Origin of the sequence: Nocardia anocheti, from assembly GCF_029675105.1 — a bacterium.
GTDB lineage: Bacteria > Actinomycetota > Actinomycetes > Mycobacteriales > Mycobacteriaceae > Nocardia.
Genome location: NZ_JAQQFV010000004.1, coordinates 267,467 through 281,342, shown reverse-complemented (window position 1 = coordinate 281,342; position 13,876 = coordinate 267,467). Strand labels below are relative to the sequence as shown.

The following is a 13,876-nucleotide window of genomic DNA, read 5'->3' as shown; positions in this document are numbered from 1 at the left end:
TTGCGATTTTCGCAATCGGTGCTAGGTTGGAGCTGTGTCTGAGATTCCCGAGCGTGTGCGCGAGCTTATTCGCACGTCCGGCCTGAATCAGCGTGATTTCGCTGGCCGAGTAGGTTTGGACGATTCCAAGCTGTCCAAGTCGCTGCGCGGGGCACGTCGCTTCTCCTCGCTCGATCTCGCGCGCATCGCCGACGCCAACGGTGTGACGGTGGACTGGCTCATGACCGGTGTCGAGCCGGCCCTGGCGGTCGCCGCGCGAACCACCGGCGGAAGCGCCGGGGAGGCCGTTCGAATCGCCAAGCGGTACAGCCGATCGCGAGACGACCTCGCCCTGTTGGGGTATCCGCAACCCTGGCGGCCGGTGGAGGTTGTCGAGTCCGGTGGGTACGTCGAACACGGCAAGCGGCTCGCGGCCGCCGCGCTGACCCGACTCGCCGAATGCTCGAGGTCGGTGACCGAGCCGGATCTGGCGACGTTGATCGAAGACGTGTTCGGTGCCGACGTCGCCGTCGCCGCACTGGGCTCGGGCTTCGACGGTATGACCGCCGCCTCCGCCGATGTCCGCCTCATCTTGCTGGCGACCTCCCACATCCCCGCGCGGCAGCGGTTCACCCTCGCCCACGAACTGTGCCACCTGTTCGCAGGCGACGACCAGGGTCTGCACCTGGACAACGATGTCTTCGACAAGGCGCAGCGCAGGCAACCAAGTGAGCAGTGCGCCAACGCATTTGCGGCCGAGTTCCTGATGCCTGAGGATCTGTTACGCACCCGCGTCGATGGCGGAATCACCACAGAATCGTTCGCCGAGCTGGCCTGCGACCTCATGGTCACGCCCTCAACGCTCGCGCTTCGTTTGCAGTCGCTTCGGTTCATCGACGCCGGCGTCGCCGAACCCTGGAAATCGATGACCGCCGCCAACGCCGCCGCGCTCGCGGGTCAAGACGACGTCCTCGCGATGCGGGTTGCCGCCGCGGCCCAGATCAGGCCGCCACGGCTGTTGATCCGTGACGCCTTCGCCGCCTACCAGAGCGGCAATTCCACTCTACGGCCATACGCTAACCTCCTGGAGTTGGACGTCGATGAGCTGCGCCAGTCGCTGGAGGCGCAAGGGGGGAGCTTCGAAACCTCGTGAGCGAGTTCGTCTTTCCTGACAACACGGTGCTCTGCAACTTCGCGGCTGTCGACCGCGTCGGTCTGCTTCGTGCCATCCTCAACGGCGACGGGCGATGGGCTGAGGCCGTTGCCGAGGAGGCGCGGCGATCGGCGGCGTACTTGCCCAAGCTGGCGGCGGCACTGAGCGGGGGCTGGCTAGGCGAACCCATCGAGATCGATGACGAGGCCGAGGTACGTCGGGTCGAACAGATTCGCCGTGCGGTGTTCGGCGGTGGCGAGGACAAGCCGCTGCAACACCTCGGCGAGTCGCAGACGTGTTTTCTCATCGCCGAATCCGGGCGGTTCGTCGGAGCGTGGTGGATCTCCGATGATCGCGAAGCGGTGCGGTACGCGCAGATGCGCGGGATCACCACGCGCGAGACCATTCATCTGATGAACGCCGCTGTCGTGGAAGGGTTGATCAGCGACCGGGACGCTTTCGAGGCCATGCGGCGAATGGTTGAGCTCGGCCGCTACGTCCGACTCCCGAAGAACGCCGCTGAACTGCGGCGTTGATGGTTGCGGGCATCATCTCGGCGCAGCGCGACCCCCAGCCGCCGCCTTTGCATCCTCAACGTACCGATGCGGGCTTCATGGCTGCTTTTGAGCAGAGGAACGATGCCTAACGCCAGCGGAATTCACTCGGGGTGCTCGGCCTCGGCGCTGCTCACGGTGTCGATGAACGTGCGCCCGTCGCGGTCGATGGTCGTGACGTTCTGGCGGTAGGTTTTCGTCTCGCCGGAGGGCCTACGTTCGAGCACGTCCACAAGGTAGTGGTTGGGTTGCTGTTGGGTGATCGTCAGGCAGTGGACCGTGGAGACGGGGATGGTGTCGATGCCCTTCTGGATCGTTGCCGCCGAGGGCATCGGGGACTCCGGGAGCACCAAGGCGCGGACCTGATCGCCCGAGCGTGCTCCGTAGTACGCGTGCTGGAAGGCGAAAACCGCCGCAGCGCCACTGGCAGTGCCGCCGGGCCCGTTGCCGCGATACACGTTGCCCTCCACGGTGTTCGGGCAAGGGCCGCCCGACAGAAAGTTCGTCGTGGTCGTTGTCGCCACCGTCGGGGTGGCACTCGGCAGGACGGGAAGTGCGGTGTGTGTCCGCCCAGCAGTGCTCAGCCCCAGCGCCAGCGCGCCGAGACCGAGCGCACCCACGGCCGCCGAGATCCCCAGCATCAGATTCCTGGGACGGCGTGTCGGCTCGGGATCTGTGTCGTTGGCGCCCCGCGTCGCCTCGACGGGTTGCGTGGGTTCGGGCACCGGCGTGGGTTCGGAGATCTGTACAGGCGAGAGCACTGGTGTCCAGGGCCCAGAGGCAGGGGCCGACCGATCGGTGGTGGCGTTCATTCTGATCTGCTCCTTGTTCAACGCCCGCGACCGCTGCGATGCGGTGCTGGGGTGGTTGTGGTTGGCGCTGCCGGGGGCAGCGTGGTGCCGGCGAAAGCCGTTGTCGTGGCGATCGGGGTCAACGGTCCGCTGGCGGCCCGCAGCGACTGTTCACCACGGCGCGCCGCTTGTGGAGCGGCAAAGGGTGGCCGTCGGCCATCACCGCGCGCTGCGGCAACATCTGCGCCCTGACTGCGAGATGGCGAGACTGCCGGTTCGGGTGCGCTGGCTTGGTGTACGTAGCGCATGGCCGCCTCTACCACCGCTCCGGTCTTGCGGGGATCGCCGTTGGGAAGCGAGGCCCATTGCGGCGAGCCCAGTTCCGGGATCTCTCCCCTCCGTTGGGCGCTCTGCAAATACGGGGCGGCCCAGTTGCGCACTGTTTCGACGCTCAGGTGGTCTGCCGCGCCGGGGTGAGAAAACCCCGGCTGCACAGCAGCCGCCTCCTGTTCTGCCACGACGTCGGCGCGCAGCACGCCGGACAGCGATTCGAGCTTGTCGGGGCGGAATCCGGTGAACCGAACGTTTCCGGCTTCGACCACGGGGACGCCACGAAATCCCATGCTCAACAGACGCTCTCGCGCATCGGTGTCCTGGCCGAGATCGACGACCCGATAGGCGAACCCGAGGTTGTCGAGCGTGCGTTTGGTGGCGTCGCACTGCGGGCATTGAGGTTTGGTGTAGACGGTGATCTCCACGCCGTCGTGTGGCGTTTCGGTTAGTGGCATGGCTGGCTCCGAAATCTGTTGGTTGTCTGTCGCGCGGGTCGCCGCGGTTTCGATCGCGGAGTCGGCCCCGATCTCTGGGGCCAACACCCACCGCCACCCGGTCTCGGGGTCGAACAAGCGCCGAAACGCGCCTTTCAGGGTGTTCTCGGCCTCGGCGAGGATTGCCTGGGCAGTCGGGAAGCCTTGGTCGAGCTGGATTTCGGTGACCGGCACGAGTTCATCGAAGTCGTGACCGAGGTCGAAATGGTCGCTGAGGTCATTGCCGGTGGCCGCCTCCACGACCACCACTTCCCGCACCAGGCCGATCAAGAGTCTTTCGACGTAGGCGGCGTGGCGGTAGCCGGCCTCGTCGCGGTCGGCCACGATCACCACCCGCGCCGCACCGGCGAGCTGGCGGGCGTGGGCGTGCCGAAAGGAACCCGCCCCCATCGCGTTGCAGGTGGCGACCAGGCCCGCCCCGCGCGCCCGTTCCACGTCCTTTTCTCCCTCGACGAGGAAGATTTCGTCACCGTCGGCGATGGCCTGTGCCACTTCGGGAAGGCGGTAAAGCACCGGGGCGAAACCTCCCTTGTGCCACCGGCCACCGGCGTCGACTCTTCGCTGGAAGAACGTCTTGTGGATGCCACGTTCGTGTGGGACATGTATCCGCACGACTTCGCCGAGCGGAAGGCCACGCTGGTCGGTGTAGAGGTAGGTCGCGGCCTGGTAGCGGGGGCCGACGACTTTGCCGAGGCGTCGCTTCTTCGACAGTTTCGCCGGATGACGTGCACGCCGCTGATCCGGTTGCGACTCGGGTCGAGGCGGTCGAGGGCGAGGTGGTGTGCCAGGCTCTCGGACCCATTTCCTGTCCCAGATCGCGTTGCCGGGCAGTCCGATGGTGGCCAGGACCTGCGTGTCGGGGCAGCCGCTGAAGCACCGCACGATGGTCTTGGCCTTGTCCTCGTTGTGGATCAACCCCAGGCTCGGATCTGCGTCTTCGTGCGCAGGGCAGCGGTACATCGTCCATTGCCCGCGCTGAGACGATGGGCCGGGCAGGTGGTTGTGCTCGAACGCCCACTCGTCGAGAGCGCGTGTGATTCGGGCGAACGAAGCACGCGAGGCGGATGTACCGGCCACGGCCTACACCTCCACAGTTGCTCGGGTATCGAAAGTATCTAAAGCAGCTAAACGTCGTCGTGAAGGGCTTAGCCCCCACCGGGCGATCGGCTCAGTGGCGCTTGGTCTGACCCAGCAGACTCGCCAACGTCATCCCCACTGCTGCGCCCGCCAGGCCGCCCGCGACTCCCCGCGCCACGCGACCCGGCCTTCTGTGTGCTCGGGATGACCCCGGGTTGGGGCGTCGGTACTTCACGGCGATCACGATGACCGTGATCAGAATGGCAACAGCCGGGTATATCAGCAGGATCGACATGGCCGACCACCTCTTCCTTGTTCATCGCCCGGCCGATCACCGGAGCGTGATTCTAATGTATCGAAAGCATCCAAAGGTGTTGCCGCGGGTTCGCTGGTTGGATGAGATCATGCGCAAGCGTACTGGGCCTAGCGAGCCGCATCGCGCCACTTCTGACGGAAGGTCAACGCCGTGGTGCCGAGGGAATTGCTGGCGAAACGAGCGTTGTGCAACCGGATGTTCATCGGCCGCGCCGTGCGACGGCGGCCGGTGGCGCAGCTGCGGTGATCGGGGTGGTGCGGAAGGTGAACGGGTCGCTGGCGATCACGTGCGCTTTCGCTCCTCGCGCACTGGCTGCGATCAGCTTCTCGATGTGGCGGGCATGGCGTCGGGCAATCGAATCGTGGTCGTCTCGGTGGCGAGATTGCCCCTGGGGCACGCTATCTCGCCGCTCGCCGGCGACCAACTGTGTATCTGGGGCATCGGCCCGGTCGAAATCGTCGTAGTGTGCTCGCCACCGTGGGTCGGCGCCGAGTACGCCACGATGCTCGCGCAGGTAGTGCGTGAGCGCGTTGTCCGCGCGGGCCACGGCTTCGGCGGAGCCGTCGTCGGGGGTGATTCGCACAAGCGCGCCGTGTTCGTCGATGTCGATGTAGGAGGTGGCGTTCGCGACGTTGTGGGCGTGCTCGAGCGCTGCCTCGAGGTAGCGGGCGGTCATGGTGACCGATTCCGGGGTCCTGTGGTCGGTGGAGGTGAGTGGATCGGGCATTGGATCGCTGTCCTTTGTCGAGGGTTGGCTGGTTGCTGGGCTCGCGCTCTGAAACTCTGGCATCTGTTGACGCTAGAGACTCGATTGTATCGAAAGAATCTAAATGCTGATCCGGTTGATCGATGTTCGCCAGGTTCGTCCTGGTCAACGGCTTGAAACCCGATCTTTGCGCTCGGTCGTGTGAGTCGGGCCGCCGGCGGGTTCGGATGCGTGGGCGGGTGCGTAGACATCGTTCGACTGCCGGCGGTGTGTTGCTCTTGTCGGACTTGCTGGTGCGGGCGGTCTCGTTGGGTTGTCGATCCGGTGGTGTACCGGTTGGAAACGCCCTCGGCGCTCCATGTTCTTGCGAGAACGTGGAGCGCCCGGGAGTGCGTGTGGTTTCTGTCGCTAGGGTGTCGCGACCGGGTCGGCGGACTCGATCGGGGTGGCGGGTGTTGTCTCCCGTCGGGGGAGTTGGTCCTCCAGGGCCTCCTCGGCCCAGTCCGACCACGCCGGGTAGAGCTCGGCCTCGGCCCACCAGGTGGCTCGTGCGTCGGCCATGATCTTCGTGTCGCCGCTGTACGAGCGGCGGGGTCGGGTGCCTGCCTGCTCAGGTGGAACGCGTCGACCGGGAGGGAGGCGGTCGGGGGCGGGTTCGTATGCGGTCAGCCCCAACTCCGCGCGCTTGCGTGCTGTCTTCGACGCGAAGGCCGCATCGAGCCATCCTGCCCAGGTGGGGAACTGGCGAATCTGCTTCTGCCACTGCTTCTTCGCGTCGGACCAGACCTCGTTGCTGCAGGAGAAGTTCGTCCTGCCCTTGGTCTGCTTCTCCGTCTTGTCAGACTGTGCGTCGGCCACGGTTCCCTTCCCTCTAGACGGTAGAACGCGCATCCCGGTCCGGTCGGCTTCTCACCGCAACTCCGATGGTTCCAGTGTATCCAATAGCCCGATCACATCTAAAGCGGCGGGCGCCGTCGAAATGGTCTGAAGCGCTCCAGATGCTATCGAGTCTTTCGATACATTAGAGTGTATCGAGTTCGGCTGGGGTGATCGTCCCAGGTGGATGCCCTCGACACATCAGCAACAACGGAACCATTGGGGCTGGTGAGATGCGCCGCCCCGCCGTCGAACACGGAGGCGATCATGGCGCGGCGACCGCGAAGAATGCAGATCAGCGAAGACCAGCTGAGCTTGGAGGCACTATGGGGCGACCCGAACCCGGCACCCTCGACCGTCGACCACCGAAAGGACAATGAACGCGATGATCATCGACAAGGTCAGGACCTACTTCACGACATACCTGCCGCGAACGACGCAGCTGCTGAAGGACCCGCAGACGCACTTCCAACAGCTGGCAGACCAGATCAGTCAGCGAATCGAGCAGATCTCGACCCATCTGGAAACCGACGCGATCACCCCCGGACAGGACTACCTGCAACGGGTGGGAACGCTGAACACGGTGCGCGCCCAGGCAACGGAGATGGCCCTGGCCGAGCTGCTGTACTCGATGCCCCCGGAGAACCAGGACGACCCGGAACCGAGCCGGACCGAGCGCGACCTGCTGGTAATGCAGCAGGAGGAGCGAGCGGTGGAGCAGCGCCTGGAGATGGAGCCGGGCAGCCTGGAGGCGAGCGAGTGGGATCGCCGGTATCCGCATCTGGTCGAGGAGGTCCACTGGATGCTGAGCGACCACGACGAGTTGACCGCCCAGCAGAAGCGCGAACAGCTGGCGCTGATCCTGGAGAGGCAGGACGCCGCGCGGCCGGCGCGGTAGAACTCGGCTCCATCACGCAGGACACCATCGTCACCGTCGGTGAACGGGACTACCTCATCGACGGCGTGCAGGTGTGGGAAGCCACTCGCGGCGAGTCCACTGGCGGTGACGCGCAGTGGACTCGTCTCCGCGAGGTCGGCACCGCGACCGGCGCCGCCGAAGCCGATCGTCTGGCACGGGCCGATGCGATGTTCAGCCCGGTTGAACTGGCAACGCTGCGGTGCACGATCGAGGACGAGGCGTACGCCTACGGTGGCTACAACCGGCCACCGGAGATATTCAACCCCTCCACCGCGCCGCGATACATCACCGAGGGTCCGCTCAAGGCGCTGTCGGCGGGAGAACGATTCGGGCCGACCTGGTTGTGGGTCGAGTGCTACCTGCGCGCCCACCCCGACCTCTACGACGAGACACCCGTCTCGGTCCAAGCCCGCCAGTACGACCGCGCGCACGCCGCAGGGCCGATGATCAGCGCCGCCGTCGAACTCCTCCGCGCGGGACGTTTCGAGCAAGCCCGCACGCTGCTCGACCAGGCTCAGCTCACCAACCCCGCCGACGCCAGCGACTACGTCGAGATGCGCTCACGCATCGAGCGCCTGGCGGGGTTCGTCGACAAACTCAGGCTATCGGCCCACGAACGGTTCGACGGAGTGCACGGACGACGGGCACACATCGTGGTCGGTGAACACACCTTCCTGCTCGAACCCCAACGCGGTCAGTGGATCGTCCACCCCGCCGCTGCCGATGCGGCGCCGATCACCGAAGCGCTACCCGTGCGCGAAGTTATGCCTCGGATTCGTGCCCATCTGGCTGAGCTCCCCGAACCGACGACTCCCGCCACGGCTGAAAACGTCAGGACCGAAACGAATCTCGTTACGCCGCGAACTGATCCGCCAGAATCCGCTGCACCAGTCGAGGACGCGACGACTTCGTTGCCGATCCTCATCGAGCACACCGCAGAAGGCACGCTGGTCCGCAACACCGACAAAGCGAACCTGCAACTCCGCCAAGCCCTGCACGACGCCAAATTCCAGTGGTCACGCCCCCAGAAGTTCTGGTATCAGCGGCGGGCGACCGATCTCGCCGTGCGCACCCGCCGCGTCGGGTATCTGCGAGCCTCGCTCACCAGACTCGGCCTGCCCTTCACCGAGACCGGTGCCGCGACCACCTCCGACACTGCCGCCCTCGCCTCCGGGCACGCGGTCACAACACGGCCGACCGAGCACGCAACACCTGTCGAATCATCGGAGGTTCAGCAGGGTTCGACCGCGCTGGCATCGCCATCAGCAGGCACCGACGGTGCGGACCCTGCCCCAACCCGGCCCGAGCCGCAGGCACCGAGGGTCGTGCCGGTCACCACCGACCAGTCGCTAGCGACACAACCCCGAACCGAGGCGGATACAACAGTGCGGGCCGCTGTGTCCGGCGCACTGAACGTGGGGTTCCGGTGCAGTGAACGGCTTCCTGCACCCGATGTCGACGTCCCCAGATCACCGCAGCGGCGAATCGCGGCGAATCTCGCGGCGATCCAGACACTCCAGGTTCTCGAACGTGACAGCCGTGAACCGACTCCCGCCGAGCGGGAATCACTGGCGAAGTGGACCTCGTGGGGTGCGGTGCCGCAGATCTTCGATAAGGAACAGGACGAGTTCCGCGTCGATGCCGAATCGCTGCGGAACCTGATCGGCAAGGAAGGCTGGAAGCAAGCCAACCGCACCGTTCTCAACGCGCACTACACCGACCCGATGATTGTGCAGGCGATGTGGTCCTACCTCCAGACCCTGGGGCTCACGACCGGCCACGTGCTCGAACCTGGCTGCGGCGCGGGCGCATTCATAGGCCGCGCCCCCGAATCGGTCCGCATGACCGGCGTCGAGCTGGACGCCACCACGGCCCGGATCGCGCAGGCCCTCTACCCGCACGCCGACGTCCGCATCGAGTCCTTCGCCGAAACCCGCTTCTTGGAAGGACATTTCGATGCCGCGATCGGCAACGTCCCCTTCTCCTCGACGAGGCTGCGCGACCCGGTCCACAACACCGGCGAGCACGCCCTGCACAACCACTTCATCCTCAAATCGCTGGCGTTGGTCAAGCCCGGGGGTGTGGTCGCGATGGTGACCAGCTCGTTCACGATGGACAGCCAGAATCCGGCCGCACGCCGCGAAATCGCGGCCAAGGCGGACTTCCTCGGCGCGATCCGGCTCCCCAACGGCGCGCATCGACGGGTGGCGGGCACTGACGCGCTCACCGACATCCTGATCCTGCGTCGCCGTGATGGCGAGGCACGCCAGTTGAACGGACCGTTCGAGCTGGCGGTCAAAGCCGAGCTTCCGCTCACACGGGGACAAGGGGAGACCGAAACAGTCCTGGTCAATGAGTATTTCCTCAATCACCCGGAGATGGTGCTCGGCTCGTTGCATGCGGGCACCAGCATGTACGGCGGCCTGGCGGTGGAGGTGCTCGGGCACGGTGACCTGGAGCAGCAGCTCGGGGCCGCGCTCGAGCGCATCGTCTCCCAGGCACTGTCCGAGGGCATCAGCCACTGGCCCCGTGACATGGCTCCCGGCGAGCGGCGCGTGGCGGCCTCGGCGCCGGGAGACCCGAAGGAATTCCCCGGCCACCTGCGAGCCTCGGCAGGCGGGTTCGAGGCGTTGAGCAGCGACCATATCTACGAAGAGCTGTCGGTCCCTACGACCCAGGCCGAGGAGCTGCGCGCACTGTTGGGTCTGCGTGACACCGCGGTCGCATTGCTCGAGAACGAGGCCGCCACGGCTGAGGACTCCGCCGAAATCGAGGCACTGCGCGCGCAGCTCAACCAGCGTTACGACCGCTACGCCGGGCAGTTCGGGGCGATCAACCGGTGCACCTGGCATCCGACCGGCCGTGTCGATGACGCGGGCGAACCGGTGATGTCGGTCCGTCGGCCCCCGGTCATGCGGTTGTTCCGCGATGACCCGCACGCCCCGGTCGTGCTGGCGCTCGAGGACTACGACGCCAGCACCGACACCGCGGTGAAGATGGCGATCATGCGCCAGCGTGTGGTCGCGCCGCGCAGCCCGCGGCTGGGCGCGGACACCGCCGAGGACGCGGTGGCGATCTGCCTGGACACCCACGGTCACATCGACCTGCCGGTCATCGCCACCCTGCTCGGCGTCGAAGACGAGGAGGCCCGCGTCAAATGCCGGGGTCTGATCTACGCCGACCCCGCTGAAGACGGACGCTTCGTCCCGGCGCCGGAATACCTGTCCGGCAACGTCCGAGTCCGGCTCGAGCGGGCCCGCCGGGCGGCCGCTACGGATCCGGAAACCTATGGCGACAATGTCACCGCCCTGACTGCGGTTATCCCGCCTGACCTCGGCCCTGCCGAGATCGACGCCCGCCTGGGCGCGGTGTGGATCGAAGCGCCCGATGTGCAGGCGTTCCTGAACGAAATCTTGAACGACGACACGATCACCGTCGAGCACACCAAGGCGGGGGAGTGGAAGGTCACCGGCGGTCGTCGTGGCGTTCTGTCGACTCAGGAATTCGGCACCTCCCGCGTCCCGGCGCCCAAACTCGCTCAGGCCCTGCTGCGCCAATCCCCGATCCGTGTCTACGACCCGGACGAGAACGGTGAGGCGCGCATCCCCAACCCGACCGAGACCGAAGCAGCGAACGAGAAGGCCGAGCAGCTCAACGAGCGGTTCTCCGAATGGGTGTGGGAGAACCCGGTCCGGGCCGCCCGGCTGAGCGAGGAATACAACCGGCGCTTCAACAATCTGGTGCTGCGCAACTACGAGGCCGATGGCAAGATGCTGACCCTGCCCGGCCTGTCGCGGGTCTACACCCCGCGACCGCACCAGCGTGCCGCAGTCGCGCGCATGATCGCCGAGCCGAACGCCGGACTGTTCCACGCGGTGGGTGCGGGCAAGACCTTGGAAATGGCGATGGGCGTCATGGAGCTCAAACGGCTTGGGCTGGTGAACAAACCGGCGATCATGGTGCCCAATTCGATGCTCGACCAGTTCGCCCGCGAATTCCTCCAGGCGTATCCGCAGGCGCGCATCCTCGCCGCCGGCACCGAGGATCTCGCCGGGGAGAAGCGGCGGCAGTTCGTCGCGCGCGCGGCCACCGGCGACTGGGACGCGATCATCCTGACACGCGGCAGCTTCCAGCGTCTCGAGGTGAGCCGCGAGACCGCGCACTGGTACTTCGATCGCGAGATCGCGCCGCGCCGTGCCTATCTGGCCGAACTCATGGCCAGTCGAGCCAAGCGCACGACCATCAAGCGCATCGAAAACGCCATCCTCAAATCCGAGGAGAAGCTCAAGCGCAAGCTCGGGGGGCCCACCGATCCTGGCATCACTTTCGAGCAGACCGGCATCGACTACATCGTGGTCGACGAGCTGCACGACTTCAAGAATCTGGCCACTGACACCCAGATCGAGTCCGCGGCCATCGCGGGCAGCCAGCGAGCGCAGAAGCTGCACATGGTGCGCGAATATCTCGCGAACAAGCACAACGGGCGGGCGATCACCGGTGCCACCGCCACCCCGCTGGCGAACTCGATCACCGAGGTGTATGTAGTGCAGCGTTACCTGCGCCCGGACCTGCTCGAAGAGGCAGGAATCCGCAATTTCGACGAGTGGGCGGCCACCTTCGGCAAGACCAAGACCGAGCTGGAGATGTCGGTCGACGGAAACTCCTGGAACCTCAAGACCCGGCTCGTGGGCTTCCGCAATGTGCCTGAGCTGCAACGCATGTTCCACGTCGCGGCCGATGTGAAACTGCCCGAGGACCTGAATCTTCCGGTGCCAAAGCTCGCCCGTCGTGCCGATGGGCAGCGTGCACCGGAGATCATCTCGGTGCCAGCTACCGACACCCAGCTCGAATACGTCCGCGATCTCGGGCACCGAGCCATGCTGGTGCGTTCGCGCACGGTCGACCCAGCGCGCGACAACATGCTCAAGATCTCCTCCGACGGTCGTGCCGCCGCTCTTGACCTGCGCCTTGTCAAGTCGCTCGGTCTCGGCGCTCGCTCGGTCTCGGCGCACGAGGACCGCCCGATGTTGGACGTGGCGGAGGGAGGCGCCATCGCCGGATACCTCCACGCGAAGTCGCCGAGTCCGGCCACGGCGAGGTACGTCGCGCTGTATTCGGCGATGTCGCGCCACGAGCCGGACGACGAGGTCGGTGAGGATCAGTTCGGCCTCAAGCTCGAAGCGGCAGCGGACTGGATGTTCGACAAATGGCAAGCCGCCAAGGACCAGGTCTTCCTCGGTCGCGACGGCCAGCCCCACCCTCGCCGCGGCGGTCTCGTCGTGGCGTTCTGCGACCTGGGGACGCCGGGCGAGGACTGGAATGCCTACGACGAACTCAAGACCAGGCTCATCGCACGGGGCGCGCCGGCGGACCTGTTCGCCTACATCCACGACGCGAAGAACGACAAGGCCAAGGCGGCGCTGTTCACCAAGGCCCGCAACGGCAGCATCCAGTTCCTGTTCGGCTCCACATCCAAGATGGGCGTCGGCGTGAACATCCAGGATCGAATGGTCGCCATGCTGCACGTCGACTGCCCCTGGCGGCCGGCCGACATCGAACAGCGCGACGGGCGCGGCATCCGCCAGGGCAATCAGAACGCTGAGATCGCTGTTGCCCGCGCCGTCACCGAGGGCACGTTCGATGCCCGCATGTGGGCGGCCCAGTCGAGGAAGGCGGCCATGGTCAACCAGTTCCTGAAAGGCTCGCTCACCGCCCGAGAGATCGACGACATCGGCGACGCGGCGCTCAACGCCAACGAGGCCCTCGCTATCGCCAGCGGCAACCCGCTGGTGCTGGAGAAGGCCGAAGTCGACATCGAGGTCACGAAACTCGATCGCTTGCGCCGAGCCCACCAACGCAGCCAGTCCATGCTGCAGATCCGTATCCGCGATGCTGACAACGCGATCCCCGCCCTCGAAAGCGAGATCGATGCTTACACCCGAGCCATCGCGCACCGGACACCGACCAAGGGTGATGCGTTCGCCGCCAAGATCGACGGTCGATACTTCGACCACCGCGGCGAGGCCGGTGACGCACTCGCCGCACGACTGTCCAAGCTGACTCAGGACCCCCGCTCGGTCTGGAAAGTATTCTCCGACCAGGGGGTAACGGAGATCGCCGGCTTCGTCCTCGATGCTCGCACCGTACCCACCGGCCGAGAAGTCCATGTCGAGGTGGTGTTCTCCGATATCAGCAGCGACCTCTACGTCACCGTCGACAAGAAGACCCTGGAAAGGGGCGGTGCAGGACTGATGATCAGGCTCGAGAACGCGGTAAACGGCCTGGACAAGCGACTCGACATCGCGACGAGCCGACTGGCCACCGAGCGCGCCGAACGCGAACGCTCCGCACAACGCTTGGGCAAGCCGTTCGAGCACGCCGAGCGCCTCGATGGACTAAGGGAACGGCAGAAGACGATCAATCAGGAGCTGCTGGGCAGCAAGGACTCGCAGCCGGAGGCAGGACCGACCGGGGCGTCGGAGTCACCCGTAGAACTCGAGCGCATCCAGTCGGCCGCCGTGCACGACTTTGCGAGAGTGGCGGGTCGGGTCGACGGTACTACGGTAGACAACGGTGCAGGCACCAGCTCGATTCCCACGGGTCGAGGACGGGGGCGGTGAACTCGGCCTCCGTTATGGCGATGATGTCCGCTGCCTGCGAGGAACGTGCTGGACGCAG

Annotated in this window: 8 protein-coding genes; 4 read left to right on the top strand and 4 right to left on the bottom strand. The window is 66.0% G+C overall.

Annotation, left to right across the window (positions count from 1 at the left end; translation table 11 throughout):
• Window positions 1–34: 34 nt before the first annotated feature.
• Both QC180_RS12360 and QC180_RS12355 read left to right on the top strand, forming a co-directional pair.
• Window positions 35–1,132, top strand: a complete 1,098-nt coding sequence (locus tag QC180_RS12360) for a helix-turn-helix domain-containing protein (RefSeq protein WP_278262834.1) — start codon at window positions 35–37, stop codon at window positions 1,130–1,132.
• Window positions 1,129–1,668, top strand: coding sequence for a PIN domain-containing protein (locus QC180_RS12355; protein ID WP_278262833.1), 540 nt, complete (start codon window positions 1,129–1,131; stop codon window positions 1,666–1,668). The genes QC180_RS12360 and QC180_RS12355 overlap by 4 nt, the downstream gene beginning before the upstream one ends.
• Before the next feature lie 122 nt (window positions 1,669–1,790).
• Here QC180_RS12355 and QC180_RS12350 read toward each other — a convergent pair whose 3' ends face one another.
• The 4 genes from QC180_RS12350 to QC180_RS12335 form a co-directional block, all read right to left on the bottom strand.
• Window positions 1,791–2,327 carry a DUF8176 domain-containing protein gene (locus tag QC180_RS12350; protein ID WP_278262832.1) on the bottom strand — a complete coding sequence of 179 codons (537 nt, stop codon included), beginning with the start codon at window positions 2,325–2,327 and terminating at the stop codon, window positions 1,791–1,793.
• A 188-nt stretch (window positions 2,328–2,515) separates the two neighbouring features.
• A complete protein-coding gene (locus tag QC180_RS12345) occupies window positions 2,516–4,381 on the bottom strand; it encodes a glutaredoxin domain-containing protein (RefSeq protein ID WP_278262831.1) in 1,866 nt (621 codons plus the stop codon).
• 515 nt (window positions 4,382–4,896) lie between these two features.
• Window positions 4,897–5,487, bottom strand: coding sequence for a hypothetical protein (locus QC180_RS12340; protein ID WP_278262830.1), 591 nt, complete (start codon window positions 5,485–5,487; stop codon window positions 4,897–4,899).
• Between the two features lie 324 nt (window positions 5,488–5,811).
• Window positions 5,812–6,261 (bottom strand): hypothetical protein, encoded by a 450-nt coding sequence (locus QC180_RS12335; RefSeq protein ID WP_278262829.1) that lies wholly within the window; start codon window positions 6,259–6,261, stop codon window positions 5,812–5,814.
• A gap of 403 nt (window positions 6,262–6,664) precedes the next feature.
• Here QC180_RS12335 and QC180_RS12330 point away from each other — a divergent pair, with 403 nt between their 5' ends.
• Complete coding sequence (locus QC180_RS12330) at window positions 6,665–7,177, top strand: hypothetical protein (RefSeq protein ID WP_278262828.1); 513 nt, start codon at window positions 6,665–6,667, stop codon at window positions 7,175–7,177.
• A 65-nt stretch (window positions 7,178–7,242) separates the two neighbouring features.
• Window positions 7,243–13,818, top strand: a complete 6,576-nt coding sequence (locus QC180_RS12325) for a helicase-related protein (RefSeq protein WP_278262827.1) — start codon at window positions 7,243–7,245, stop codon at window positions 13,816–13,818.
• Window positions 13,819–13,876: the final 58 nt, after the last annotated feature.

Bases quoted from the DNA above. Each gene is read 5' to 3' on its own strand.
- QC180_RS12350 (WP_278262832.1), bottom strand. From the start codon at position 2,327: ATGCTGGGGATCTCGGCGGCCGTGGGTGCGCTCGGTCTCGGCGCGCTG.
- QC180_RS12340 (WP_278262830.1), bottom strand. From the start codon at position 5,487: ATGCCAGAGTTTCAGAGCGCGAGCCCAGCAACCAGCCAACCCTCGACA.
- QC180_RS12330 (WP_278262828.1), top strand. From the start codon at position 6,665: ATGATCATCGACAAGGTCAGGACCTACTTCACGACATACCTGCCGCGA.